This window comes from Streptosporangium sp. NPDC050148, assembly GCF_055586505.1.
This window is the reverse complement of the sequence record NZ_JBVJIA010000024.1, coordinates 15,066-41,549: the sequence shown is the minus strand read 5'-3', so window position 1 is coordinate 41,549 and position 26,484 is coordinate 15,066. Positions and strand designations below refer to the sequence as shown.

The following is a 26,484-nucleotide window of genomic DNA, read 5'->3' as shown; positions in this document are numbered from 1 at the left end:
TTTTGTCCCTCCGTACGACCCCCTGTGTAGGGGGGGTTACTCACCGATGTGCGGGGGCCCCCCCCCCCCCCCCCTGCGGGGGGCGGCCCCCCCCCCCCCCCCCCCCACCCCTCCTCCGTTCTCAGCGGCTCCGGAGGAAGCCGTTCACCACCGAGGGCAGGGACGCGTCCAGGCCCGCCATGTTGAGCACGCCCGCGTCCTTCGGGTCGCCGATCGAGTGCCCGGCCGCGGTCATCGCGGTGACCACGACGCGCACCCGCGGGTTGACCGCCTTCCGGTAGGCGGCCAGCGCCTGGCTGGGGTGGGAGCGGCCCGCCCAGGTCTCGTTGTCGGTGAAGACCACGATGCCGTCCACGTGCCGCTTCTTCCGCAGCGCCCAGTCGAACGGCAGCGACAGGTCGGTGCCGCCCCCCGAGGGCCGCCAGGAGGCGATCTCCCGCAGGTTCGTCCGCGCGCTCACCCGGGAGGTGTGCACGGAGGTGTCGACGTCGATGACGTGCACGTTCCCCCTCTCGATGCGGGCCAGCATGACCGCCATGGCGCAGCCCACCTCGTACGGGGAGCCGATCTCCGACCCGCCCACGGTGAGGCGGCCGCCCCAGGTGCCGCTCATCGACCCCGAGGAGTCCACCGCGACCAGCAGCCGCCTGCCGGACGGCTCGACCGTGCCGAAGGAGAGCTCGTAGGTCTCCTCCAGCGCGTCCAGGATCGCCGGGACCGGCCGCCACGTCTGGACCTCGGCCCGCGGGTTCGGCCGGGAGCGGCCCGAGGCGTAGACGCGCAGGGCCAACCAGGCGTCCATCGGGTGGATCCGCGCCCGCAGCAGCGCCTCGGCGTCGGTGAGGCGCGCGACCGCGCGGCCGGTGGCGTCGCCCAGCGGGACGAGGGTGCCGATCCTGGTCATCCGCGCGAGGTTGCGGATGAGCGCGGTCAGGCCGACCGTGTCCACCAGCGCGTCCCAGACCTCGGGCTCGCGCAGCATCGCGTCGGGCAGGAACTCCCACGGCACCCGCCGCTCGGACACGACCCGCACGGCCTCGGCCGGCGTGCTGACCGCCCTGGCCGTGAGGAACCGGTCGACCGCGGGCAGCGCCTCGCGGGCCGCGTCGTCGCCGACGTTGCCCGCGATCCACCCGAACAGCGCCCGGTGCTCGGGCGTGGCGGCCGCGGGGTGGGCGATGCGCAGCACGTCCCGCAGCGCGAGGGCCTCCCCGGCGGGGGTCCTGCGCTGCATCGCCTTGCACGCCCGGAACGCCACCGCGTCCGGCTCGTCGCGCAGGAACCAGCTCGCCAGGGTCGTCCGCAGCGCCCGCCCCACGACCAGGGAGGAGCCGTTGCGGCTCGGCTTGCCGCCGAGAGCCTTGAGGTAGCCGACGAACATCGCCAGGTGGTCGGTGGTCCGCACGACCAGCGGGAACGCGGCCTTGACGGCCTGGCGGGTGCCGGGGTCACCCCGGGCGAACGCCGCGGCGAGCGCGAAGACGGCGGGGCGGGGCTTGGGCGCGCGGGGCGGCCGCGCGGTGGAGACGTCCACGATCAGCCGGACGGCGCGGGGGCCGTCCTCGTCGATCGCCCGGAACAGCACGTCGGCGTTGTCGGCCGTCAGCCTGTCCTCGCCCACGTAGTACGTGCCCCCGGTGGTGCCGAGGATAAGGAAGTCCTCCAGCCCGTTCCAGACGTCCTTGGCGAAGCCGTAACCGCCGGCGTTGTTGCGGACCTGGTCGCGGCGGCCGGGGAGGCGCCGCATCTGCGACGTCACGATCGTGGAGATCCTCGCGAGTGGATCACGTGCCATGGCGCTCTCCTTCTGGCTCGACCCGCCGGGGAGCGGGTGTGGGGACGCGGCCCGCCGGGGTGCGGGCACGCGAAAGGGGAGGGCGGATGTGGTGACGAACGCCGGGCTTTTCCAATTGCTCTGCCGTCTGAGCTACACCGTGGCCGGGCCACGGTGGCGGGACTCGAACCCGCGACCCATTGATCCCATAACCGACGTTCTTCGACCCGCCCTCCCCTTCCGATCGGTCCTGCCGGTGGTACGGATGTGGGAGCTCCGACCGGCATAGGTGTCCTTGGCCGCTGGACGACGGATCCACAGGGTGGATCCGGCGGGATTCGAACCCGCGTCACCCGCTGAGAAGGCGGTAACCGACCGGATTCGACCCGTACCGCCGGCAGGACCGGCCGGTTCACCGGGCCGGGAGAAGACGCGGATGTGGCGACCCCGGCCGGCTTCGAGATCCGGGGATCCCGTCAGGAGTCGAACCTGTGAACCGATGACCGACCGGGTTCGACCCGTGCCCTCTCCGAGCCCGGCGAACCACGTGAAACGCTACAGAGCCACCGGAGAGCGCGCACCTGCATTTCCTGCGGGTGGGTGCCGGGCCGGGCGCTCACCCCCAGGCAGCCCGCGTCCGGGGGGCTACGGCGTCGTGACGAGCAGGTCGTCGAGGGTCGCGGTGCCGGAGTGCATGCGCAGGCCGACCCTGCCGGACGCCGGTCCGGTGGCGGGGCCGGTCCAGGTGAGCACCTGGGCCCCGTCGACGAAGCCGGTGACGGCCGGGCCGGACATGGTCACCCTCAGCGTGCGGAACGTGCCGGGGACGATCGGGACGGAGGCGCCGGCGAGCAGGGTGAGCGTGCCGCCGCTCTTCCTGTACAGGTCGGCGGTGTCGGTCGTGTCGTTGAGCCGGAACAGGTAGAAGTCGGACGCGGACGCGTACCGGAAGACCAGGCCCGCGTTGGCGCCCGCGGTGTTCACCCTGACCCGCCCCTGGACGGTGTGGTCGGTCCAGGGGACGGAGCCGGTGACGGCGAGGCTCTCGGCGGGCGCGGTGGAGGTCTGGGAGTACGCGCCGCCGGTGACCGACCACGACCCGCCGGAGGTCGTCCAGCCCGCCGCGTCGCCGTCGCCGAAGTCGTCCGACAGCAGGACGGTGGCGGGGACGGCGGCCGACTCGTGCGCGCCCCGGTCGGGGGCGCCCTGGTAGAGCGTGGTCCCGAAGAAGTCCCGGCCGCCGGACGGGGAGACCGCGACGCCGCTGTCGATCGCGGGCGAGCCCGGCCGGAGCCGGTAGGCGTCCGCGGAGGCCAGGCCGGTCGCGCCGCCCGGCGTGACGAACCGGGGATCGGCGATGATCTCGTGGGGATCGTCGGGCTGGGAGGCGTTGGTCCCCCAGTAGAGGTTGTGGTCGTAGGTGACGTTGCCGCTGATGCTGTAGGCGCCGCCTGCCTGGTTCACGAAGATGTTGCCGACGTAGGCTACCTGCCCGGTCGACGTCCCGGTCATCTGGCCGGTCTGCCCGGCCGAGCGGTAGAAGACGTTGTTGTGGACCTTCAGGTCACCCGACCCGTTGACCAGGTGGAACACCCCGACGCTGCGGTCCAGGTCGTTCTGGGAGATGTTGTAGCGGAACACGTTGTCGTCGGTCTGGTCCATCACGAGCAGCGTGCCGCCCTCGTTGTCCTGGCTGTAGTTGTACTGGTAGACGCTGCGGTGGACCCTCTGGTCGAAGTCCCAGGGCTGGCCGTCGCCGTCGAGCCTGCGGGTGCGGAAGGCCTGGTTGAACTGGAAGACCGCGTCGGTCGTGGCGTACATCCACTGCGCGGCCACGACCGCGATGTCGTCGAGGTACGGCAGCGTCGAGGTGGTGGACTCGCCGATCCGGTCGGTGGTGTTGTGCTCGACGAGCGGGGCCAGCCCGGAGCGGACGAGGATCCCGTCGCGGTGGATCCGGGTGACGGTGTTGCCGCGGATCACCAGGTTCCGGAAGGCGTCGAGGTCGTGCGCCCAGGTGGTGTTGAGCAGCGCGTCGGTCATGGTCTGGATGCCGGTGTCGGCGACGTTGTCGATGGTGTTGCCCTCGATGAGCACGTCCGTCCAGGTGCTCTCGGGGTCGGTGGCGGCTCCCCGGGCGTGGACGTTGATCCCGCCGGTCCGCCGGTCGGTGCCGAACACGTCGTGGACGTACATGTTCCTGACGTGGATGTGCGCGAGGTTCCCCGCGCCGGCGCCCTCGCCGACGACGAGGACCCCGCTGCGCCGCCGGTCGGTGGGCTGCTGCCCGCTGGTGATCTCCAGATCGCCGATCTCCCAGTGCGAGACGTTCCGCAGCCGCACCCCGAAGCCCTCGCCGTTCACGGCCGTGTCGGCGAAGTCGACGCGGGGCCTGGCGCCGGTGCCGTACCGGCCCAGGACGATCGGCGATCCGGCCGCTCCCGAGCCGCGCAGGTCGAGGTACTGGCCCGTCCAGACGCCGCCGGACTTCAGCAGGATCCGGTCGCCGGGGCCGAAGACCTGGGCGTTGACCTTGCCGAGCGTCCTCCACGCCGTCGCGGCCGAGGTCCCGGCCGCGGTGTCGGAGCCGCCGGTCGCGTCGACGTGGTAGGTGGTCCCGGCGACGGCGGCACGGGAGACCCGGTCCGCGCCGGTGTGGACGGTCGCGGCCGTACGGGAGACGGCGGCCGTGCCGGAGGGGGAGACGGTCCCGGCCGCGTGGGCGGCCTGGGGAAGGAGGAGTGCGCCGACGAGCGCCAGGACGGCCGAGGTGCCGGAAAGCCCCACGCTGATACCTCTGATTCGTATTAGTAATACATGACCTGCGAAAACATGCGCTTCCCCGATTCGTAGGGGGAAGGTAGCCTCCGGGCTTCGCGACCGTCAAGGGCGGGTTTCCGGCAGGTTTCGAGATCCTTTCGCCGAAGGTGTTGACAGCACCCCGTCCGTCTTGCAAGGTTTCGCCAATACGAATCAGCCAACATCCCTTGATGGCTGCCCCCACTGAACTGATACGAATTAGGAGAGTGATGGAGGGACAACGGCGCCGGGCCCGCCAGGCCGACGTTGCCAGGCTCGCGGGCGTCTCCCAGGCCACGGTCTCCGCGGTCGTCAACGGCCGGGGCCCGGAGACCGGGATCCCGGAGCAGACCGTCCAGCGCGTGCTGGAGGCGGTGCGCCAGCTCGGTTACGCCGCCAACCCGGCGGCCCGCAGCCTGCGCGGGAAGCGCAACCGCCTGCTCGGCGTCCACACCTTCGAGTCGATCTTCCCGGTCGACCAGCTCGACTTCTACCACGAGTTCCTGGTCGGCATCGAGCAGCAGGCCGTCGCCGACGGCTACGACCTGGTGCTGTTCGCCTCCACCGAGGACCTCGACGGCCGCCGCCGGATCTACAGCGACGGGATGAACCGGCTCGCGCTCGCGGACGGCAGCGTCCTGCTCGGTGTCGAGCCCGGCTCCACCGAGCTGGCCCGGCTCGCCGCCGAGGGATACCCCTTCGTCCACATAGGGCGCAGGACCGTGCCCGGCACCGAGATCGCCTGGGTCGGCGCCGACTACGCCAGCGCCACCCGGGAGGTCGTCGGCAGGCTCGCCGCGCTGGGTCACCGGCGCATCGCCTACGTCACCGGGCCGGACCGGATGGAGGTCTTCCTCGACAAGGAGGCCGGCTACCGGGCCGGCTGCGCCGACGCGGGACTGCCCGAGCTGATGTACGTCACGTCGCAGCTCGACCCGGCCTGGGTCGACGCCGCGCACGCCGGTGGCGTCACCGCCGTCCTGGCCGAGAACGAACCCCTGGCCAGGCAGCTCGTCGCCGCGCTGGCCGAGCGCGGCATGGCCGCTCCCGCGGACATGTCGGTGGTCGTCCTGGTGACGATGACCGAGAGCGGCTGGAGCAGCCTGCGGATCCCCCGCAACGAGATGGGCCGCAGCGCGGTGAAGATGCTCACCCGTATCCTGGCCGGTTCCGGGGACCCGGGCGACCGGCACCACCTGCTGCCCTGCGGCCTGCCCGACGACCACATGATCGGCCCGCCCGGACCCTGACCACGACCGAACCTCACCTCCCGGCGGCCACCCGATCGGCCCGCCCGGACCCTGACGACGAACCACGACCGGCCCCACGGCTCCCGATGACCACCTGACGGCCCGCCGGGCTCCCGGCCACGAACGAACACCTCCCACCTCCCGGCGGTCCAGCGCCGGGAGCCGCCCCTCCCCCTTTCGAATCACCCTCCGAAACAGGAGCAGCTCATGATCACAAACCGGTGGACGTCCGTCGACAGGCGCGGACTCCTCGCCGCCGCGACCGCCGCGGGCGTCCTTCTCGCCGTGACGGCCTGCGGGACGGGCGGCGGTGGCGCCGATGGCGCCGGTGGCGCGACCGGCGCGGGAGGCGGGGACGCGAACGCCGCGCTGACCGTCTGGTTCCCCGGCAACTCCGCCCCGGAGATCGAGCTCGTCACCAAGAGGCTGGTGCCGGAGTTCGAGGCCGCCAACAAGGCGAAGGTCCAGGTCACCTTCGTCGACTGGGCCCAGATGTCGCCCAAGCTCAACGCCGGTTTCGCCGGCAACAGCGCCCCCGACGTGTTCGGCCACGGCCCGGCCGCCGCCGCCGGTTTCGCCGCGGCCGGGCGGATCGAGCCGCTCGACGACCGGATCGCCGCCCTGCCCGCCGAGGACAGGACCGACCTCGCGCCCTACCTGGCCGGTGGCCGGGTGGACGGCAGGCAGTACCTGATCCCGCTGGGCGGCAACGGCGTCCTCGTCGCCTACCGCAAGGACCTGCTGTCGGAGGCGGGCGTCACCGAGCCGACCACCTGGGCCGAGGCCGCCGAGGCGGCCGGGAAGCTGACCGTCCGCGACGGTGGAACGATCCAGCGGGCCGGGCTGATGCTCCAGTCCGCCAAGATCCAGCGCGTGCAGAGCTTCCAGGGGCTGATCGGCTCCGAGGGCGGCACGCTGCTGTCACAGGACGGCCGGAAGGTCACCTGGAACTCACCCGAAGGCGTGAAGGCGCTGGAGTACTTCGCCGGTCTCTACAGCGGCGACGCCAAGGTCAGCGACCAGCTCGGCCGCGACTTCGCCAACCAGCCCGCCGGGCAGAACCCGCTCGCCACCGGCAAGGCGGCGATGGTCTCCGCGACCGCGGGCCAGGTGCTCCAGATGGTCAAGGCCGTGCCCGGCCTCGCCTCCAAGATCGGGGTGCTGCCCCCGCTGAGGTCCGCCGAGGCGAAGACCTTCGGCGGGGCGACCACCGGCCTGTTCGTCAACGCCGACTCGGCGAGGAAGGACCTCGCCTGGAAGTTCACCGCGTTCATGGTCTCCAAGGGCGTGAACGAGCGCTACGCCGAGGCCGTCGGCGGGCTCCCGGTGCGCGCCTCGGCCGCCCAGGGCGCCTACGTCACCGGGCAGCCGCTGCTGAAGCCGTTCATCGACGCCGCCCCCGCCTACCAGGGCAGCCCGAACGTCCCGGCCTGGGTGCAGGTCCGCGACGTGCTCGACAAGCACCTGGAGGAGGCGCTGGCCGGGAAGGCGACCGCGAAGAAGGCCCTGGACGACGCGGCGGCCGAGGCCGGGCCGCTCCTCGCGGCCCAGTGATGGCGCTCCTTGCCGAGCGCGGCGGCGACCGGCCCGCGGCACCGTCGCGGACCGGTCCCCGGGGGATCCGGGGGGTCCGGGGCGCCTCGGGCAGGGGCCCGACCGGGCGCCGCAGGCTCGTCGGGCTCGCCTTCACCGCCCCGGTCCTGGTCTACCTGGCCGTCTTCCAGCTCTTCCCGGTGCTGTACGGGTTCTACCTGAGCTTCACCAGTTACAGCCCGCTCGACCGGGGCGCGCCCCGGCCGGTCGGCGTCGGCAACTACACGGCCCTGCTCGGCTCGGCCGACTTCCTGAAGTCCCTGCGGGTGACCCTCCAGTTCGTCGCGGAGGTGCTGCCGTTCGCGGTCGGCATCGCGCTCGGCCTGGCGCTGCTGGCCAACCGGAGGATCCCCGGCATCGGGCTGCTGCGGGCCGGGCTGTTCCTGCCCCGGATCGTCCCGCTGACGGCGGTCAGCCTGGTGTGGCTGTGGATGTACTCCCCGGACGGCTGGTTCAACGACCTGGCGGGCTCCCTCGGCCTCGCCCCCCGCGACTGGCTCCTCGACGAGGACACCGCCCTGCACTCGGTCGCGGTCATGCGGGTGTGGAAGGCCCTCGGCGGCAACATGGTGCTCTTCCTGGCCGGGCTCCAGGCGATCCCGGGCGTCCTGTACGAGGCCGCGAAGATGGACGGCGCGGGCGCCTGGGCACGGTTCCGGCACGTGACGCTGCCCGGCCTGCGGCCGGTGATGGTCTACGTGGTCACGATCAACATCGTCTACCTGTCGCAGTCGTTCGCCGAGATCTTCATCCTCACCGGCGGCGGGCCGCTGGGCTCGACCACGACCACCAACTACCTGATCTACCAGGAGGCGTTCCAGAACAACCGGTTCGGCTCCGCCAGCGCCATGGCCTTCGTGCTGTTCGCGGCGATCTTCGCCTTCGCGCTCGTCGCGATGCGCGGGAACGGGAGGAAGTGATGCGCAGGCCGGGATCCGTGGTCGCGCTGGTCATCGCCACGCTGCTGGTGCTCGTCCCGTTCTGGTGGATGGTCTCGATCGCGTTCAAGCCGGAGTCGGAGGTGTTCTCGGCCGAGCCGAGGCTGCTGCCGGACGACCCGGTCCTGGACAACTTCTCCGTCGCCCTGGACGCGGGCAACCTCGCCACCGCGATGACGAACTCGCTGGTCGTCGCCCTGCTGGTCGTCGTCGCCAACTGCGTGTTCGCGCTGCTCGCCGGGTACGCCTTCGCCAAGCTGCCCTACCGGGGGAGCAACGCGATCTTCATGACGATCGTCGCGACCACGATGGTGCCGGTGGCGGTGACCGTCATCCCGCTGTTCCTGATCGCCAAAGGGATCCCGCTGGCGGGCGGGAACGACCTGCTCGGGCGGGGCGGCTCCGGGCTGCTCGACTCGCTGGCCGGGCTGACCCTGCCGCACCTGATCGGGCCGCTCAACGTCTTCCTGGCCCGGCAGTACTTCATGGGCCTCCCCGACGAGCTGGGCGAGGCCGCCCGGGTCGACGGCGCGAGCGAGTTCCGGCTCTTCTGGAGGATCTACCTGCCGCTGGCGAGACCGCTGGTCGCGACCGTCGCGGTGTTCGCCTTCACCGCCGTCTGGGACGACTTCCTCTGGCCGCTCGTCATCACGAGCTCACCTGGGACGCAGACCGTCCAGCTGGCCCTGAGCCAGTTCCTGACCGGCGGGAACGTCGCCTACGGGCCCGCCATGGCCGGCTCGGTGCTGGTGCTGCTGCCGGTCCTGGCCGTCTTCGTCTTCAACCAACGCAGTTTCGTCGCCGGCCTGTCCGAGGGCGGCGTGAAGGGATGATCATGCAGGAGACGCACGCGCCGGTGCTGGTGGTCGGCGGGGGCCTCGGCGGTGTCGCCGCGGCGCTGACCGCGGCGCGACTCGGCCGGCGGGTGGTGCTCACCGAGGAGACCGACTGGCTGGGCGGCCAGCTGACCGCCCAGGCGGTCCCGCCGGACGAGAACCCGTGGATCGAGTCGCGCTACGCCTCGCCGAGCTACCGCAGGCTGCGCGAGGGCATCCGCGGCCACTACCGCCGCAATTACCCGCTGCGCGCCCCGGTGGCCGCGCAGCGCCTGCTCAACCCGGGCCTCGGCGTGGTCAGCGGGCTGTGCCACGAGCCCCGGGCGGCGCTGGCCGTCATCGAGGAGCTGCTCGCGCCGTACCGGACCGCGGGGCTGGTCACCGTCCTGCTGCGGCACGTGCCCGTGGCGGCCGAGGTGACGGGAGACCGGGTCGACGCGATCACCTTCGCCCGGCCCGACGGGACCGAGCTGGTCGTGACGGCCGACTACGTCGTGGACGCCACCGATCTCGGCGACCTGCTCCCGCTGGCCGGGGTCGAGCACGTGGTGGGCGCCGAGGGCGTCGCCGACACCGGGGAGCCGCACGCCGCGCCCGTGGCCGACCCGCTCGACCAGCAGGCCGTCAGCTGGTGCTTCCCGCTGGAGTACCGTCCGGGCGAGGACCACACGATCGACCGCCCGGCCGGCTACGCCCACTGGAGCACCCACCGGCCCCCGTTCTGGCCCGGACCCCAGCTGTCCTGGACGGACGTGGAGCCGATCGACCTGTCGGTACGCTCGCGCGGCCTGTTCCACGACAACGGGCACGTCCCCGGGGAGCACGACCTGTGGCACTTCCGCCGGATCGTGGCCGCGGAGCAGTACGAGCCCGGCGTCATCTCCCGCGACGTCACCCTGGTGAACTGGCCGCAGATCGACTACTGGGACCGGCCGCTGATCGGCCCCGGCGCCGACCGGGACGCCGCGCTGGCCGGTGCCCGCGACCTGTCGCTGTCGTTCCTGTACTGGATGCAGACCGAGGCCGGGTACCCGGGCCTGCGGTTGCGTCCCGACCTCGTCGGCACCGAGGACGGCCTGGCCAAGTCGGTGTACGTCCGCGAGTCGCGGCGGATCAGGGCCGAGTTCACCGTGCTGGAGCAGCATGTCGGGGTCCAGGCGCGCGCGGGTTCCGGCGGCGGGTCCCTCGCAGGGTCCCTCGCCGGGTCCGAGGTGTTCGCCGACGCGGTCGGGCTGGGCTCGTACCGGATCGACCTGCACCCGAGCACGTCCGGCCGCACCTACGTCGACGTCGACTGCTACCCCTTCCAGATCCCGCTCGGCGCGCTGCTGCCGCAGCGGGTCGACAACCTGCTGCCCGCGAACAAGAACATCGGCACTACCCACGTCACCAACGGCTGCTACCGGCTGCACCCCGTGGAGTGGAGCATCGGCGAGGCCGTGGGCGCGCTGGTGGCGCAGGCGCTGGCCGTCGGCCTGCCGCCGCGCAAGATCCGCTCCGACCCGGCCCGGCTCGCCGACTTCCGGCGGACGCTGACCGAGACCCTCGGCATCGCCCTCGCCTGGCCGGAGGAGATCAGGACCACCCCGTGCGGCCGGCAGCCCGCCGTCCCGCAGCTCGTGGAGGACTGACGCGACCGCACCGGCCGCACCGGCCGGGTCCGTGTCCGGGGCCCGCCGCCCACCGGTTCGCGGGAGACCGGCACGACCGCCCCGGCCCGGCCCGTGAGGGACGGGCCCGGGGGTCACTCGCCCCGGTAGACGGCCGGGCGCTTCTCGCGGAAGGCGCGCGAGCCCTCCTTGGCGTCCTCGGAACCGATCACCGGCCAGCCCAGGCCGTCGGAGACCTTCAGCGCCTCGGCCTCGGCCATGCCCAGGGTCTCGCGGTAGGTGCGCAGGATGGCCTGGACGGCGAGCGGGCCGCACTCGGCGACCTGACCGGCGATCTCCAGGGCGACGGCCAGCGCCCGGCCGTCGGGGACGACCCGGTTGACCAGGCCCATGGACAGCGCCTCGGCGGCGGTGACGGCCCGGCCGGTCAGCAGGATGTCCATGGCGAAGGCGTAGGGGATCCGGCGCGGGAGCCGGACGGCCGAGCCGCCCATCGGGAACAGGGCGCGCCTCGCCTCGAACAGGCCGAGCGTCGCCGACTCGGCGACCACCCGCAGGTCGGTGCCGACCAGCAGCTCGGTGCCCCCGGCCACGGCGTACCCCTCGACCGCGCAGACGACCGGCTTGGACGGCAGCGCCCCGGTGTCGCGGAGCAGGCCCTTCCAGTGGAAGTCCGGGATGGCCGCGGCCCGCTCCCTGACCCGGGGGTCCTGCGAGGGGGTGCCCATGGCCTTGAGGTCGGCGCCCGCGCAGAACGTCCCGTTCGCACCGGTCAGCACGGCGACGCGCACCCCGGGCTCGGCCGAGACGTACGCCCAGGCGTCGGCCAGGCCGACCAGCATGTCCGTGGAGAGGGCGTTCCGCGCCTCGGGCCGGTCCATGGTGACGACGACCACGTGGCCGTCACGCTCGATCCGGCAGTGCGGGGTGCTGATCGGCAGAAGCTCCACGGGACGACCTCCGTTGGTCACGAGCACGTGCCCGGCACTCCTGGATCGGGTGCCGCAGGGCGTGAAAGAGTCGAGGTCCGGGCGGGACCGGTGGCTTATATCAAGCGCTTGCTCGGCATGTCTCCCGGGGTTAGTCTGCCCATGCGTACAAGAACGAATTCTTGTTCCATCTTTCCCGTTCCGCCAGGGGTTGAAGCAAAAAAGAGAACGTGATTCACCCTGACGGTCCCGGAGCCTTTCGACAGAGAGGACGGCCGATGGGCACGCTCGGTTTCTGGAGACTGGCCGCCGCCGACCCCGCCTGGGTGGCCGCGGTGGACCCGGACGGCACCGAACACCGCGCCGGCGACCTCCTGGCCCGTGCCAACCGGCTCGTCCACGGCCTGCGCGACCTCGGCCTGCGGCCGGGCGACGGCGTGTGCGGGCTCGTGCCCAACGGCTCCGACGGGCTGGTCCTCTACCTGGCCGCCCTCCAGGCCGGGTGGTACTACACCCCGATCAACTGGCACCTCACCGGCCCCGAGATCGGCTACATCGTCGCCGACAGCGAGGCCGGGGCCTTCTTCGTGGACGAGCGCCACGCCGAGGAGGGCATGCGCGGCGCCGCCGCGTCCGGCATCGCCCCCGAGCGCGTCTTCGCGTTCGGCCGCGTGGAGGGGGCGCGGCCGGTCTCGGACCTCACCGAAGGCCGGCCGGACACCGCCCCGGCCGACCGCACCGCGGGTGCCACCATGCACTACACCTCCGGCACCACCGGCAGGCCCAAGGGGGTGCGCCGCCCCCTCAGCGGGCTGGACCCCGACGACGCCGCCGAGCTGATGACGTTCCTGCTCACCCTGTTCGGCGTCACCCCGCTCGGGGAGAACGCCCACCTGGTCACCTCGCCGAACTACCACACCGCGGTCACCCAGTTCGGCGGGACGGCCCTGCACATGGGGCACACCCTCGTCTACATGGACAGGTGGGACGCCGAGGAGACGCTCCGGCTCTGCGAGAGGTACCGCGTCACCAGCTCCCACATGGTCCCCACCCACTTCAAGCGCCTGCTCGCGCTCCCGGCCGGGACGCGGGCGAAGTACGACCTCTCCTCGCTCAGGTGGATGATCCACGCCGCGGCCCCCTGCCCGGTCCCGGTGAAGTGGGCGATGCTCGAATGGTGGGGCGACTGCATCTACGAGTACTACGCCGCGACCGAGGGCGGCGGCACCATCGCCACCCCCGAGGGCTGGAGGCGGTACCCCGGCACGGTCGGCACCGCCTGGCCGATCAGCGAGCTGCTCATCGTGGACGAGAATCTGGAGCCCGTCCCGGCCGGGACCCCCGGCACCGTCTACATGAAGATGGCCGGGGTCGCCTTCGAGTACAAGGGCGACCCGGTCAAGACCGCGGCGAACCGGCTGCGCGACCACTTCACCGTCGGCGACATCGGCTACCTCAACGAGGAGGGCTTCCTCTTCCTCTGCGACCGCAAGGCCGACATGATCATCTCCGGCGGGGCCAACATCTACCCGGCCGAGATCGAGAACGAGCTGATGGTCCACCCCAAGGTCGCGGACGTGGCCGTGTTCGGCATCCCGGACGACGAGTGGGGCGAGCAGATCAAGGCCGTGGTCGAGCCCGCCCCCGGGGTGACCCCCTCGCCCGAGCTGGCCGCCGAGCTGGTCGAGTCGCTCCGGGGCCGCCTGGCGAGGATGAAGTGGCCCCGCTCCGTCGACTTCATCGAGGAGATGCCCCGCGAGCCCAACGGCAAGCTCCTCAAACGCAAGCTGCGTGACCCGTACTGGGAGGGACGCGAACGTGCCATCTAGCGAGACCGCCGGGCACCCCGGCGACGGCGGCGACCACGGCGGGGACGGCGGCGACGGCGGCGGCGGCGCGCTGCGGGCGACGCACGTGCTGGAGTTCCCCGGCGGCTACACCCGCACCACCGGGCCGGTGATCGGGCGCTTCCTCACCGAGCTGCGCGACGGGCGCCTCGTCGGGGTCCGCACGGCCACCGGGCGGACGCTGGTGCCCCCGCTGGAGTACGACCCCGACACCGGCGAGCCGGTCACCGGCGAGTACACCGAGGTCGGCCCGGCCGGCACCGTGGAGAGCTGGGCGTGGGTGAACACGCCGCGCAAGGGCCACCCGCTGGACCGGCCGTTCGCCTGGGCGCTGATCCGGCTGGACGGCGCCGACACCGCGCTGGTGCACGCGGTGGACGCCGGAGACGTCAAGGCGATGCGCCCGGGGCTGCGGGTCCGCCCCCGCTGGCGGGCCGCGCGCACCGGCCACATCACCGACATCGAGAGCTTCGTGCCCGAGGTCACCAGGATCGTCTCCGAGGTCCGCGTCGAGTACACCGTCACCCCCGGCCTGGCGCTGACCCGCTTCCTGGAAGGGGTCGCCCAGGGCGTGCTCATCGGCTGCCGGTGCGGCACCTGCGGGAAGGTCTACGTGCCCTACCGGCTCTCCTGCCCCGAGTGCGGCGTCACGATCACCGAGGAGACGGTCGTCCCGGACACCGGCACGATCACCACCTTCGCCATCAACAACCTGCCCGACCCGCGTGCCCCCGAGGTGCCGTTCGTCTCGGCGTACATCCGGCTGGACGGCACCGACATCCCGATGATCGCGCTGGTCGGCGGGGTCCCGGCGCACGAGGTGCGCCAGGGCATGCGGGTGCGGGCCGTGTGGGTGCCCGAGGAGGAACGGACGATGTCCATGTCGAACATCAGGTGGTTCACCCCCACCGGCGAGCCGGACGTGGAGCTGTAGATGCGCGAGATAGCGATCGTGGCGTTCGCGCAGACCCGGCACAGCGCCGTCGACGAGGGGCAGAGCGAGTCCGAGCTGATCCTGCCGCCGCTGGACGAGGTCAGGGCCGCCACCGGGCTGCGCACGTTCGGCTTCACCTGCTCGGGGTCGTGCGACTACCTGGCGGGCGCGCCGTTCTCCTTCGTCTCCGCGCTGGACGCGCTCGGCGCCTGGCCGCCGATCTCCGAGAGCCACGTCGAGATGGACGCGGCCTGGGCGCTGTACGAGGCGTGGGTCAGGCTCCAGCACGGCGACGTCGACACGGCCCTGGTCTACGGCTTCGGCAAGTCCTCCCTGGGCGACCTGCGGGAGATCATGACGCTCCAGCTCGACCCGTACTACCTGGCCCCGCTCGGCCTGGACCAGGTCTCCTTCGCGGCGCTGCAGGCGTCCGCGGTGGGGGCCGACCGGGCCGAGCTGGACGAGATCGTGCGGCGCAGCCGCGCCGACGGCCGGGCCAACCCGCACGCCCTGGACCTGCCGGAACCGGAGGGAGCGGAGACCGAGGTCGCGCCGCTGCGGCCGTACGACATCGCGCCGATCACCGACGGCGCCGCCGCGCTGGTGCTGGCCGCCGGGGAGGTGGCCGGGGAGCTCGCCGAGCGTCCGGCCTGGATCACCGGGATCGCCCACCGGATCGAGCCGCACTACCTGGGCATGCGCGACCTGTCCCGGTCGGTCTCGGCCGCCGGCGCGGCGCGGGCCGCGGGGGTCGGGAAGGGAGCCGTCGACGTGGCCGAGCTGCACGCGCAGTTCAGCCACGAGGAGGTCGTGCTGCGCCGGGCGCTGGAGCTTCCCGAGGGCACCCGGATCAACCCCAGCGGTGGCCCGCTGGCCGCCAACCCGGTCATGGCCACCGGCCTGATCAGGATCGGCGAGGCGGCCGGGCGCATCCTGGACGGCACCGCGGACCGCGTCGTCGGGCACGCCGCGGCCGGCCCCTGCCTGCAGCAGAACCTCGTCGCCGTGATGGAGGCGTAGCCGATGGAGCCGGTGGAGCCGCTGAGGGCGGCGGGGCCCGCGCGACCGGGAAGCGAGCGAGGAACGGTGAGCGAGCATGAGCAGTGGTGACCCCTGCGCCGTCATCGGCGTCGGCCAGACCCGCTACACGACCAAGCGGCACGACGTCTCCATCGCCGGGCTGGTCCGCGAGGCCGCCCAGCGCGCCCTGGTGGACGCGGACCTGACCTGGAAGGACATCGACGCGGTCGTCATCGGCAAGGCGCCCGACCTGTTCGAGGGCGTGATGATGCCCGAGGCGTACCTGGCCGACGCGCTGGGCGCCGCGGGCAAGCCGATGATGCGGGTGCACACCGCGGGCTCGGTCGGCGGCTCCACCGCGCTCGTCGGCGCCTCGCTGATCCAGGGCGGCGTGCACGAGCGGGTGCTGGTGGTGGCGTTCGAGAAGCAGTCGGAGTCCAACGCCACCTGGGCCCTGTCCACCCACCTGCCGTTCAGCGCCTCGCTGGTCGTCGGCGCGGGCGGCTACTTCGCCCCGCACATCCGCGAGTACATCCGCCGCTCCGGCGCCCCGGGGCACGTCGGCCACCTGGTGGCCGTCAAGGATCGGCTCAACGCGCTGAGGAACCCGTACGCGCACCTGAGGATCCCCGGGATCGACCTGAGGATGGTCGAGTCGACCCCGATGCTCTGGGAGCCGATCCGCTACCTCGACACCTGCCCGTCCTCCGACGGCGCCTGCGCGATGGTGCTGGCCGCGGCCGACAGGCTCACCGGCACCACCCCCGCCTGGGTGCTGGGCACCGCCATGCGCTCCGAGCCGATCTTCCGCGCGGGCCGCGACACCGTGAACCCGCGGGGCGGCAAGGACTGCGCGGCCGACGTCTACCGGCAGGCCGGGATCACCGACCCGCGCAGGGAGATCGACGTCGCCGAGGTGTACGTGCCCTTCTCCTGGTACGAGCCGATGTGGCTGGAGAACCTCGGCTTCGCCGCCGAGGGGGAGGGCTGGAAGCTCACCGAGTCCGGGGCCACCGCCCTGGACGGGGACATCCCGTGGAACCCCTCGGGCGGCGTGCTGTCGAGCAACCCGATCGGCGCCTCCGGGCTGATCCGGTTCGCCGAGGCGGCGCTCCAGGTCCGCGGCATGGCCGGGGAGCACCAGGTCGACGGGGCCCGGCGGGCCCTCGGGCACGCCTACGGGGGCGGCGCGCAGTTCTTCGCGATGTGGATGGTCGGCAGCGACAAACCCTGATCCCCCAGGAGGGGTGCGATGGAGTTCAACCACGCGGATCTGTTCGAAGGACTCGCCGACGCGATCGGGGATCGCGTGGCCGTCGTCTGCGGCGAACGCCGCCTGACCTACGCCGGGCTGGACGCGCACGCCAACCGGCTCGCCCACTTCCTGCACGACCGCGGCGTGCGCGCCGGGCAGCACGTGGGCGTGCACCTGTACAACGGCGTCGAGTACGTCGCGGCGATCCTGGCGGCGCTCAAGCTCCGGGCGGTGCCGGTCAACGTCAACTACCGCTACGTCGAGGCCGAGCTGCTCTACCTCTACGACGACTCCGACATCGTGGCGCTGCTGTACGACGTGGAGTTCGCAGACCGGGTGGCGGCCGTGGTGCCGCGGGTGCCCGCCCTGCGGCACCTGGTCGCGGTGGGCGGCCCCGCCACGGTCGAGGGAGCGGTGCGCTACGAGGAGGCGCTGGCGGATCGGCCGGAGACCCGCGGGTTTCCGGCGCGCTCCGCCGACGACCTCTACATCATCTACACCGGCGGGACCACCGGCATGCCCAAGGGCGTGATGTGGCGGAGCGAGGACCTGTTCTTCGCCTTCGGCGGCGGAAACCCCTACGGCGAGCCGCGCACCAGCCCGCAGGAGGTGATCGACGCGGCCGTCGCCTCGGGCCCGATGACGATGATGGCCGTCGCCCCCCTGATGCACGGCGCCGCCCAGATGGCCACGTTCATCACCTGGTGGATGGGCGGCACCATGGCGTACGTGCGGAAGTTCGACGCGGCCGAGGTGCTGCGGACGATCGAGCGGGAGAAGGTGCTGAGCGTCAACATCACCGGTGACGCCATGGCCCGGCCGCTGGCCGACGAGATCGCGACCGGCGCGTACGACCTGTCGTCGCTGTTCGTGCTCAGCTCCACCGGCGCGATCCTCAGCGGGTCGGTACGCGCCCGGCTGGAGGAACTGCTCCCCGGCCGGATGATCATCGACAGCTTCGGCTCCACCGAGTCGGGCTACACCGCCTCGGCGGTCCCCGGCTCCTCCCCGGAGGCCGGGCTGCGCTACCAGGCCAACCCCACCGCCGGGCTGGCCGTGCTCGACGGGTCCCTGGAACCGGTCGTGCCGGGCTCGGGCGAGGTGGGCACCATCGCCAGGAGCGGCCGCATCGCCTCCGGCTACTACAGGGACGAGGCCAAGACGGCCCGTACCTTCGTGACCGACCGGCACGGCGTGCGCTGGCTGCTCACCGGGGACATGGCCACGGTCGAGAAGGACGGCACGATCGCGATCCTCGGCAGGGGGGCGGTCTGCATCAACACCGGAGGGGAGAAGGTCTTCCCCGAGGAGGTCGAGGCGGTCCTCAAGGGCCATCCCGCGGTCTTCGACGCGGTGGTGACCGGCGTCCCGGACGAGCGGTGGGGCAGCCGGGTGGCCGCGGTGATCGAACCGCGCCCGGGGGCGGCCCCGACGGCCGAGGAGCTGCGGGCCCACTGCCGGGAGAGGATCTCCGGCTACAAGGTGCCCCGGACGTTCGCGTTCGTCGAGGAGATGGTCCGCTCCCCGGCGGGCAAGGCCGACTACCGCTGGGCCAGGCGGACGGCCGAGGCCGCCGAGCAGTCCCCGGCCTGACCCGGGCACACGCTCCGCACCCGGGGTTCCACCCGCAGAGCAGGTGCACGGAGGCGCGGAGAGCAGGTCCCGCAGGCCCCCGGAGGCTCGGAGGGCAGGTCCCGCAGGAGAGCGGGGAGGGCCGGGTGACGGGGCCGGGCGGGTGAACCGCGCGGGCGCCCGATCCGTTCCGAGGGTGTGATCCGCATACTGCTGGCCGCCGTCACGCTCCTGCTCCTGCTCCTGCTGGCGGGCTGCTCCGGGGGACCCACGGGCACCGTGAGCGGCGCGACCGTCGAGCCCACCGGGAGCGGCGAAGGCACCGGGAGCACCGGGAGCAGGGGGAGCACCGGAAGCACCGGGAGCACGGAGACCCCGGGCACCCCGGGCACCCCGGGAAGCACCGAAGGCGCCGGGGTCCCCGGGGACCGGCCGTCCGACGTCGTGGTCCGGTTCCACCGGTGCCTCGGGATGACCTGCGACGGGGGCGACGCCATGAGCGTCACCGCCGGAGGGCGGGCCCTGTCCCTGCGGAAGGGGGAGCTGGTCGCCGTCACGCTGCCGCGGGCCGAGCTGCGCGAGCTGCGGGCCGGGCTCACCGCGGACCTGGCGGGGCGGGAGGGCACGCTCGACCGCACCGGGGGCGCCACCGACCAGCCCTTCGCCGTCGTCACCGTGGTGGACGCGGCCGGCAGGACCCACGAGACCCGGCTGGAGGGGTCCCCGACGGCCGAGGACGCGAGGATCGTCGCCGCGATCGACCGTCTCGGCGCGCTGACCGCCCGGATCCGCTCCACCGGCACCCCCGACCGCACCGGGCCGATCACGGTCACCATGTACGAGGACCCGAACACCCGGACCGGCCGCGAGGCGGCCTGGCCCAGGGGCGTCCCCACCCCCATCACGTCCGGCAACCACGGCGTCCGGGAGTACCGGGGAGAGCAGGCGGAGGCGGTGCGGGCGGCCCTGGGCGGTCCGGGGGACGAGGTGGGGGTGCGGGCCGGGGACAGGGTCCTGGTCGCTCGCTGGGAGGCGGTTCTTCCCTGAGCCGCCCTCCCGCCGCGCCCCTGTCCCCGGCACGCGTCCGCCGGTCCGGCCCGTACGGGCCGGACCGGCGGCGGGTCAGGCGAAGGACCTCACCTCCAACAGCCCGACCGCGTCTGGATCGCCGTTCAGCACGACCCGGAGCCGGGTCGTGCTCACCTGGCCGAAGGTGACCCGGTTGAAGGCGTCGGCGGCGACGGGATAGCCGCTCGGGTTCGGCACGTCGGCGTAGGCGGTGCCGTTCCAGTACTGCAGTCTCCACGACGCCGGTCTGTCGACGCCCTGGCCGTCGTCGAAGAAGTAGACCTCCGCCGACCGGAGCGTCTGCGCCGACGGCCAGGTGAGCTCGGCCCACTGGGTGCCGGTCTCGGGCCAGGTGCCCCAGCGCGGGTTGACGGTGTCGTCGGACGAGGCCGGGACGATGCCGTCGTTGATCGCGGCGACGCTCTCCCAGGGGGAGGTGTAGGAGGCCGACGGGGTCGCGGCGGTGGCCAGGTTCTGCTCCGCACCGGCTCCGAGGGTGAAGGTCCTGGTGACCGGGGTGCTCATCCGGTCGTGGTCGCGCAGCTGCACGGTGAAGGTCGCCGGGGCCGTCGAGGTGGTGGTCCCGGTGATGGCGCCGGTGAAGCGGTTCAGGGTGAGTCCCGGCGGCAGGCTCCCGGAGGTGATCCTCCAGTCGTAGAAGGGCACGCCGCCCTTGGCGGCCAGCGTCTGCTGGTACGCCTGACCGGCGACGGGCCGGGGCAGGGCGGTGGTGACGATGGACGGCGGCAGGAACGGGGTGAGGTCGCGGTTGATCCGCCACCCGGCGTTCTCGGCCACGAGCAGGGCGAGCTTGGTCAGCATCCAGCGGCGGGTGGGGAACATGTGCGACCAGCCGCCGCTCTGCCCGCTGAGACGGTCCCAGTACGGCTGGGTGCCGGGGACGTGGTAGCCGGACTCCAGCGGGACGGCGCGGCCCTGGTAGGCGATGACGTCCTGGTCGTTCACGCCGCCGGAGTCCACGTAGGCGCGCATGCCGGCCCAGTCGCTGTGGTAGGCGACGGCGTGGCCGTACTCGTGCATGACCAGGCCGTGGACGTCCAGCACCGAGCCCTGGATCTCCGTCTTGTACCAGTCCTCGTCCGCGAGCGAGGTGAAGAGCTGCTTGCCCGCCTCGTCGTACTCGAAGATCATCGCGGTGGACCGGTGCAGCGGGCCGGGGAGCTGCTGCCCCTGGCGGGTGTGGTACTTGCCGTTGCGCGCGGGGTAGCCGGTGGAGTGCGGGCTCTGGATGCCGCGGAAGAACACGTACATGCCGTTGTAGGCCCGGTCGTTGGTCACGTTGACGGTGTTCTGCCACTCGTTGCCGGGCAGGTGGTTGTTCTCCGCCCCGGCCGCGACCGTGTCGAACGGCGCCATGTCGAAGAAGCGGAACCAGTCCTTGACCGCCTCCTCGGCCGCGGTGCGGAAGGCCGGCTGGGAGAAGTACCCGGTGATGGTGTCGTAGCGGTAGTCGAAGGTGACGGGGATGGAGGGCTGCAGCGCGGTCTTCTCGTCCTGCTGCACCCTGATCGGCATGGACTGGGTGTACACCTGCCTGCCGGCGTCGATGGTGGTGAGCCGGAGCGTGTACAGCTCGTCCTGGCCCGGACCGCGCTTGGAGTGGATGGCCAGCCGGAAGACCTTCTGCTCCGCGGCGTTCGCGAACGTCAGCCGCTTGGTCGCGCCGGTGGCGGTGAGCTGGCTGGGCAGGTCCATCATCAGGCGCGAGGTGCCCTCGGCCTTGAGGTCGACGGTGACGGGATAGCTCACGCCCTCCGGGGGGCGGACGGTGAGCTCGATGTAGGGGTTGGCGAGGTAGCCCTGCCAGTCGACGAGCTGGACCCCGTGGTCGTTGATCGTCCTGCCGAACATGTCGACGACCGTGACGGTGGGCGCGGCCTGCGCCGCGGGCGTCGGCACGGCGACCAGGGCGGAGGCGAGGAGCAGGAGGGATACGAACAGGCGTTTCATGACATACGACCTCGATTCTTCGGTGCCGGTGGCGCGGGGACGCGGGGACGCGGTCTAGGAGAAGACCTGCCACTCCAGGACGCCCGTGGAGAGGGCGGGCCTGGAGGTGATGCTCATCCGCAGCCGGGTGGTGTTGACCTGGCCGAACGTGGTCGTGTTGAAGGTGTCGGCCGCGGTCCCGCAGGCCGACTGGCCGGGCACGTTCACGTAGGCGCCGCCGTTCCAGTACTGCACCTGGCAGGAGGCCGGCAGGTCGATGCCCTGGTCGTCGTCGAACCAGTAGGTCCTGACCGACCTGACGTTCTGGGCGGTGGGCCAGCGGTACTCGATCCACTCGGTGCCCTGGTGGTTCCAGTTGCCGTAGGCGCCGCGGCTGCGGTCGGCCGAGCCGGCCGGGGTGAAGCCGTCGTTGACGGCGCCGAGCGTCTCCCAGGGAGACGTAGGAGGTGGACGGCGTGGCGTTGAGGGCGAGGTTGGCCGGGCCGGTGGGGCCGGTGGTCTGGACGACCTTCCGCATGGTGCCGTCGGCGTTGAAGGACAGCCTGTCCAGGGTGACCGACCTGCGGAAGTTGCCGCCGCCGGGGGCCGCGGCGTTGTGGTACACCATGTACCACTGGCCCTTGTACTCGATGATCGCCGGGTGGTTCGTGGTGGAGGAGACCTGGTCCAGCACGACGCCGCGGTGGGTCCACGGGCCCATGGGGCTGGAGGCGGTGGCGTAGCGGACGCAGGCGTAGCCCGGGGCCGAGCAGCCGGAGTCGTTGGCGGCGTAGGCCAGGTAGTAGACGCCGTTGCGCTTGAACATCCAGGGGGCCTCCCAGAAGTTGCTCACGCCGGCGGGGGTGACGACCGGGCCGTTGATGGAGGTCATGTCGGCGTTGAGCCGGGCGGTGCGCAGCCCGTAGTAGGAGCCCCAGTACATGTAGACCTGGCCGTCGTCGTCGGTGAAGACGGTGGGGTCGATGTTGAGCGGGGAGGAGTTGGGGGTGGAGTCGCTGACCAGCGGCCCGCCCTTGGCGTCGGTGAACGGCCCGGTCGGGCTGTCGCCGACCGCGACGCCGATGTTCATCCAGCCGGGGCCGTTGCCGTTGATCGAGACGTACCAGTAGTACTTGCCGTCGGCGCCGCGCTCGACCTCTCCGGCCCAGGCGTCGCCTCCCGCCCAGGAGAAGTTCGGCACCGACAGCCTGGCGCCGTGGTCGACGAAGGTGGTCGCGTCGCCGGAGCTGAAGACGTGCCAGTCGCGCATGACGAAGTTGGTGCCGCCGGCCGGTGCCTCGTCGTGCCCGGTGTACAGGTACAGGGTGTCCCCGACGACCAGCGCGGCCGGGTCGGCGGTGTAGATCGAGGTGGTGATCGGCGCGGCGGCGGTGGCGGAACCGCCGACGGTCATGACGAGGGAGAGCCCGAGGGCCGCGGCGATGATCGCCGACCAGCGTCGTCTCATGGGTGAACGCTCCTGGGGGGTCTGAGCGGGAGTGTTGTTAGCGCTAACACGGCGTACCGGGAGGAGACGCGCGGCGCGTGTCACGCGGTGTTCACTTTCGGTTGGACCCGAGTGTTGGCGAAAACCGATACCTCGTCAAGACTCACTTTTCTCATAGGCGACGTCGCCGGAGAATAAGCCCAGGCAGAAGCGACAGCCAATTGCTGAAAAGGTTTTCAGGATCGTGTACGCAAGCAGCCGTCGAGGGTGGGTCTTGACGGGTGATGTGTCACATCTTACCGTCCGGGGAGAAAACCTATTCCCAATTTTTCGGGAGTGCGATGCCTGACGTACGTGATCAGATCCGCGGTCCGGTGGTCCCCCCGGCGGGCACGCGACGGCCGCTCGGTGTCGACGACGTCGAGATCGGCGGGGGACCCTTCGGGCGATGGCAGCGGATCAACCGCGAGGCCGGCATCGCGCTCGGCCGGGAGAGGATGGAGAGCTCCGGCGTCCTGTCCAACCTGAGGTGGGCCGCGGGGGAGGGGGACGGGCCGTACCGGGGCTACCGCTTCCAGGACTCGGACCTGTACAAGCTGCTGGAGGCGGTCGCCTGGGAGCACGGCCGCGACCCGGCCGGGTCCCACCGGGCGTTCGTCGCCGAGTCCGCGGCCCTGCTGGCCAGGGCACAGCGCGCGGACGGCTACCTGAACTCGCACTACCAGACGGTCAAGCCGGACAGGGTCTTCACCGAGCTGGAGCACAGCCACGAGATGTACTGCGCCGGGCACCTCTTCCAGGCCGCGGTGGCCGCCGTCAGGACCGGCTGCGGCGAGGAGGCGGGCGAGGAACTGCTCACCGTGGCGCGCCGCTTCGCCGACCACCTCGTGGACGTCTTCCTGACCGGCGGCCACGGCGGTCTCGACGGGCACGCCGAGGTCGAGACGGCCCTGGTCGAGCTGTACCGCCTCACCGGTCACCGGCCCTACCTCGATCTCGCGGCCGGGCTGGTCGACGCCCGGGGCAAGGGGCTGGTCGCCGAGGTCGGCACCGGGCCGCTCTACGCGCAGGACCACCTGCCCGTACGGGAGGCCGGCACCCCGGTCGGGCACGCCGTGCGGCAGCTGTACCTGGACGCCGGAGTCGTCGACGTCGCCGTCGAGACGGGCGACGCGTCGCTGCTGGAGTCCTCGGTGCGCCGCTGGGAGGACATGGTGGCCACCAAGACCTCCGTCACCGGCGGGCACGGCTCGCGGCACGACGGCGAGGCGTTCGGCGAGCGCTACGAGCTGCCCCCGGACCGCGCCTACAACGAGAGCTGCGCGGCCGTCGCGAGCGTCCACTGGAGCTGGCGGCTGTTCCTCGCCACCGGGCACGGCCGCTACACCGACCTGATCGAACGCACGCTGTACAACGCCTTCGCCGCCTCCACCTCCGCCGACGGCACCCGGTTCTTCTACGTCAACCCGCTGCAGCGCAGGACCGACCTCGTCGAGGACGCCTACCTGGGCAGGCGCCGGGAGTGGTTCGCGTGCGCCTGCTGCCCGCCGAACATCATGCGGCTGGTCTCCTCGCTGGGCCACTACGTGGCCACGGCCGACGACGACGGGCTGTCGGTCCACCAGTACGTGCCCGGCCTGATCCGCGCCGGCGCGATCACCCTGGCCGTCGAGACCGACTACCCGTGGGACGGCCGGATCGTCTTCACCGTCCGCGAGGCGCCCGGCACCGTCCGGACGCTGAGGCTGCGGATCCCCGCGTGGAGCGCGACGGGCGACCTGACCCCCGGCCCGGACGGCTACGCCGCCATCCGGCGGGCGTGGCGGCCGGGCGACACCTTCACCCTCGACCTGGACATGTCCCCCCGGCTGGTCCACCCGCACCGCAGGATCGACGCGCTGCGGGGGTGCGTGGCCGTGGAGCGGGGGCCGCTCGTCTACTGCTTCGAGCAGGCCGACCAGGACGCCGACGTCGAGGACCTGGCGCTGGAGCCCTGCACGCCGCTGCGCGTCGTCGACCGGCCCGACCCGCACGGCCTGCCCGGGGTCGGCAGGACCGTGTTGATCGAGGCGGACGCCGTGCGCCTTCCGCCCGCGCCGCCCGCGGGCCTGCCGTACTCCACCCTCCCGGCCGGTCTCCCGGCCGGCCCTCCCGCGGTCACCCGGCCCGGCACGAGAACGACCGCCACGGCGATCCCCTACCACCAGTGGGACAACCGGGACGGCGGCGCCATGCGGGTCTGGATCCCCCTCGCGCAAGGACGCACCCCATGAGAAGACGGGACCTGTTCAGGATGGGCGGCCTGGCCGCCCTCGGCGCCGCGACGGCGGCCTGCGGCGCGGGCGGCGGGGCCGAGAGGGCGGGAAGGGCGTCGCTGCAGTTCATGTACTGGGGCTCGGCGTTCGAGCAGAAGGCCGTCGCCGCGATGCTCCGGGAGTTCGAGCGCAGGAAGCCCGGGGTGAAGGTCTCCGCGCTGTTCACCCCCGACGAGTACGACGTGAAGCTCAACACCCTGGTCGCCGGGAACCGGATGCCCGACGTGGGATACGTGCCGATGGCGATGTCGTTCCGCCTCGGCGAGCAGGGGAAGCTGCTCAACCTCTTCCCGTACCTGACGAAGTACCCGCAGCTCGCGGGCTACCTCCCCGACGCCTACCTCTGGTCGGGGCAGGACAGGCTGCACGGCGTCGCGACCGCCAACGAGATCGAGCTGCTCTGGTACAGCAGGTCGGCGATCGCGGAGGCCGGGGCCGAGACGCCCCCGGCCCTGGCGGCGAGCGCCTGGACCTGGGACCGGTTGGTCGAGAACGCCCACAGGCTGACCGTGGACCAGGACGGGAGACACCCCGACGAGTCCGGGTTCGACCCCCGGCGGATCAGGAGGTTCGGGATCTCCTGCAGCCTGACCTACCCCCCGGCCTGGTACGGGTTCCTGCGGAGCAACGGCGGTGACTTCGCCGACGAGGCGGGCCGCAGGTGCCTGCTCGACGCCCCCGAGGCGATCGAGGTCTTCCAGAACCTCCAGGACCTGATCTACGAGCACCGCGTCGCCCCCGGTCCCGGGCAGCTCGCGGCCACCGGCGACGACGTGCCCGGCACCAGCATCCTGCTGAAGACCAGGCGGGTGGCGATGGTGGTCGACGGGCACTGGAGCCTGCTCGACATGAACGAGAGCAAGGTCGACTACGGCATCGGCGTGCTGCCGGTGTACGAGCGGCCGTACACCACCGCGCAGGTCGCCGGGGCCTCGGCCGTGTTCGCCGGCACGAAGCACGTGGAGGAGGCGGTCGAGCTGTTCGCCTTCCACATCGACCCCCGCCACGTCGACCTGTACGCGCGCGGCCTGTGGATGCCCCAGGAGCGCAGGTACTACGAGGACCAGGCCGCCATCGACTCCTGGACCAGGAACGACTCCCACCCGCCGGAGTTCCGCACCGCGGTCGTCGACTACGCGCGCGACCACGGCGTACCGGCCTTCGGCAACCGGATCAGGGACATGACCGTCATCGGTTCCGACGTGCTCACCCCGGCCCTGCAGGAGATCGAGAGCGGCGAGCGCCCGGCCGCGGCGATCCTGAAGGAGGCCGCGCCGAAGATCACGGCCATGCTGCGCGGCCGGCACCACACCCAGGGACTGTGAGATGCCCGCCCTCCCCGGCCGG

At 72.3% G+C, this 26,484-nt stretch carries 18 protein-coding genes, 1 tRNA gene and 1 pseudogene; 13 read left to right on the top strand and 7 right to left on the bottom strand.

The features are described from left to right. Positions 1 to 121: 121 nt before the first annotated feature. The 3 genes from ACZ6RT_RS25620 to ACZ6RT_RS25610 form a co-directional block, all read right to left on the bottom strand. Positions 122 to 1,795: a TROVE domain-containing protein gene (locus tag ACZ6RT_RS25620; protein ID WP_470156626.1), complete on the bottom strand. Its 1,674-nt coding sequence runs from the start codon at positions 1,793 to 1,795 to the stop codon at positions 122 to 124. Positions 1,796 to 2,097: 302 nt separating this feature from the next. After that, a tRNA-Ser gene (locus ACZ6RT_RS25615) sits at positions 2,098 to 2,157 on the bottom strand. A gap of 262 nt (positions 2,158 to 2,419) precedes the next feature. Next, entirely contained in the window at positions 2,420 to 4,561 is a 2,142-nt protein-coding gene (locus ACZ6RT_RS25610) for a 3-keto-alpha-glucoside-1,2-lyase-like domain-containing protein (RefSeq protein ID WP_470156624.1), read from the bottom strand. 242 nt (positions 4,562 to 4,803) lie between these two features. Between ACZ6RT_RS25610 and ACZ6RT_RS25605 the strand changes: the two genes are divergently transcribed. From ACZ6RT_RS25605 to ACZ6RT_RS25585, 5 genes are all read left to right on the top strand, one after another. Then, positions 4,804 to 5,823 carry a LacI family DNA-binding transcriptional regulator gene (locus tag ACZ6RT_RS25605; RefSeq protein ID WP_470156622.1) on the top strand — a complete coding sequence of 340 codons (1,020 nt, stop codon included), beginning with the start codon at positions 4,804 to 4,806 and terminating at the stop codon, positions 5,821 to 5,823. Positions 5,824 to 6,030: 207 nt separating this feature from the next. After that, a complete protein-coding gene (locus ACZ6RT_RS25600; RefSeq protein WP_470156620.1) occupies positions 6,031 to 7,377 on the top strand; it encodes an extracellular solute-binding protein in 1,347 nt (448 codons plus the stop codon). After that, a complete protein-coding gene (locus tag ACZ6RT_RS25595; protein WP_470156618.1) occupies positions 7,377 to 8,336 on the top strand; it encodes a carbohydrate ABC transporter permease in 960 nt (319 codons plus the stop codon). The genes ACZ6RT_RS25600 and ACZ6RT_RS25595 overlap by 1 nt, the downstream gene beginning before the upstream one ends. Further along, the gene (locus ACZ6RT_RS25590; protein WP_399186049.1) at positions 8,336 to 9,187 is read left to right on the top strand and encodes a carbohydrate ABC transporter permease; all 852 of its coding nucleotides are present in this window, start codon (positions 8,336 to 8,338) and stop codon (positions 9,185 to 9,187) included. Before ACZ6RT_RS25595 ends, ACZ6RT_RS25590 begins: the two co-directional genes overlap by 1 nt. Positions 9,188 to 9,189: 2 nt before the next feature. Then, positions 9,190 to 10,821 carry an FAD-dependent oxidoreductase gene (locus ACZ6RT_RS25585; RefSeq protein WP_399186050.1) on the top strand — a complete coding sequence of 544 codons (1,632 nt, stop codon included), beginning with the start codon at positions 9,190 to 9,192 and terminating at the stop codon, positions 10,819 to 10,821. 113 nt (positions 10,822 to 10,934) lie between these two features. Here ACZ6RT_RS25585 and ACZ6RT_RS25580 read toward each other — a convergent pair whose 3' ends face one another. Then, on the bottom strand, positions 10,935 to 11,750 hold the full coding sequence (locus ACZ6RT_RS25580) for a crotonase/enoyl-CoA hydratase family protein (RefSeq protein WP_470156616.1): 816 nt from the start codon (positions 11,748 to 11,750) through the stop codon (positions 10,935 to 10,937). Between the two features lie 257 nt (positions 11,751 to 12,007). Between ACZ6RT_RS25580 and ACZ6RT_RS25575 the strand changes: the two genes are divergently transcribed. From ACZ6RT_RS25575 to ACZ6RT_RS25550, 6 genes are all read left to right on the top strand, one after another. Further along, positions 12,008 to 13,558, top strand: a complete 1,551-nt coding sequence (locus ACZ6RT_RS25575; RefSeq protein WP_470156614.1) for an acyl-CoA synthetase — start codon at positions 12,008 to 12,010, stop codon at positions 13,556 to 13,558. Positions 13,559 to 13,685: 127 nt separating this feature from the next. Beyond that, a complete protein-coding gene (locus ACZ6RT_RS25570; RefSeq protein ID WP_470156705.1) occupies positions 13,686 to 14,510 on the top strand; it encodes a Zn-ribbon domain-containing OB-fold protein in 825 nt (274 codons plus the stop codon). Next, on the top strand, positions 14,511 to 15,530 hold the full coding sequence (locus ACZ6RT_RS25565; RefSeq protein ID WP_470156612.1) for a thiolase domain-containing protein: 1,020 nt from the start codon (positions 14,511 to 14,513) through the stop codon (positions 15,528 to 15,530). Between the two features lie 76 nt (positions 15,531 to 15,606). Further along, positions 15,607 to 16,764 (top strand): thiolase domain-containing protein, encoded by a 1,158-nt coding sequence (locus tag ACZ6RT_RS25560; protein ID WP_399186054.1) that lies wholly within the window; start codon positions 15,607 to 15,609, stop codon positions 16,762 to 16,764. Positions 16,765 to 16,782: 18 nt separating this feature from the next. After that, positions 16,783 to 18,378 (top strand): acyl-CoA synthetase, encoded by a 1,596-nt coding sequence (locus tag ACZ6RT_RS25555; RefSeq protein WP_470156610.1) that lies wholly within the window; start codon positions 16,783 to 16,785, stop codon positions 18,376 to 18,378. A 177-nt stretch (positions 18,379 to 18,555) separates the two neighbouring features. Continuing rightward, complete coding sequence (locus ACZ6RT_RS25550; RefSeq protein WP_470156608.1) at positions 18,556 to 19,404, top strand: hypothetical protein; 849 nt, start codon at positions 18,556 to 18,558, stop codon at positions 19,402 to 19,404. A gap of 75 nt (positions 19,405 to 19,479) precedes the next feature. Here ACZ6RT_RS25550 and ACZ6RT_RS25545 read toward each other — a convergent pair whose 3' ends face one another. The 3 genes and pseudogenes from ACZ6RT_RS25545 to ACZ6RT_RS25535 all read right to left on the bottom strand — a co-directional run. Beyond that, positions 19,480 to 21,396 carry an Ig domain-containing protein gene (locus ACZ6RT_RS25545; RefSeq protein WP_470156607.1) on the bottom strand — a complete coding sequence of 639 codons (1,917 nt, stop codon included), beginning with the start codon at positions 21,394 to 21,396 and terminating at the stop codon, positions 19,480 to 19,482. Positions 21,397 to 21,450: 54 nt separating this feature from the next. Further along, positions 21,451 to 21,630 (bottom strand): hypothetical protein, encoded by a 180-nt coding sequence (locus ACZ6RT_RS25540; protein WP_470156605.1) that lies wholly within the window; start codon positions 21,628 to 21,630, stop codon positions 21,451 to 21,453. A 343-nt stretch (positions 21,631 to 21,973) separates the two neighbouring features. Next, positions 21,974 to 22,789: pseudogene (locus ACZ6RT_RS25535) on the bottom strand (family 43 glycosylhydrolase); the annotation flags it as partial. Positions 22,790 to 23,163: 374 nt separating this feature from the next. On the opposite strand from ACZ6RT_RS25535, the gene ACZ6RT_RS25530 reads away from it, so the two are divergent. Both ACZ6RT_RS25530 and ACZ6RT_RS25525 read left to right on the top strand, forming a co-directional pair. Continuing rightward, positions 23,164 to 25,095, top strand: a complete 1,932-nt coding sequence (locus tag ACZ6RT_RS25530; RefSeq protein ID WP_470156603.1) for a glycoside hydrolase family 127 protein — start codon at positions 23,164 to 23,166, stop codon at positions 25,093 to 25,095. Then, complete coding sequence (locus ACZ6RT_RS25525) at positions 25,092 to 26,462, top strand: ABC transporter substrate-binding protein (RefSeq protein ID WP_470156601.1); 1,371 nt, start codon at positions 25,092 to 25,094, stop codon at positions 26,460 to 26,462. The genes ACZ6RT_RS25530 and ACZ6RT_RS25525 overlap by 4 nt, the downstream gene beginning before the upstream one ends. Positions 26,463 to 26,484: the final 22 nt, after the last annotated feature.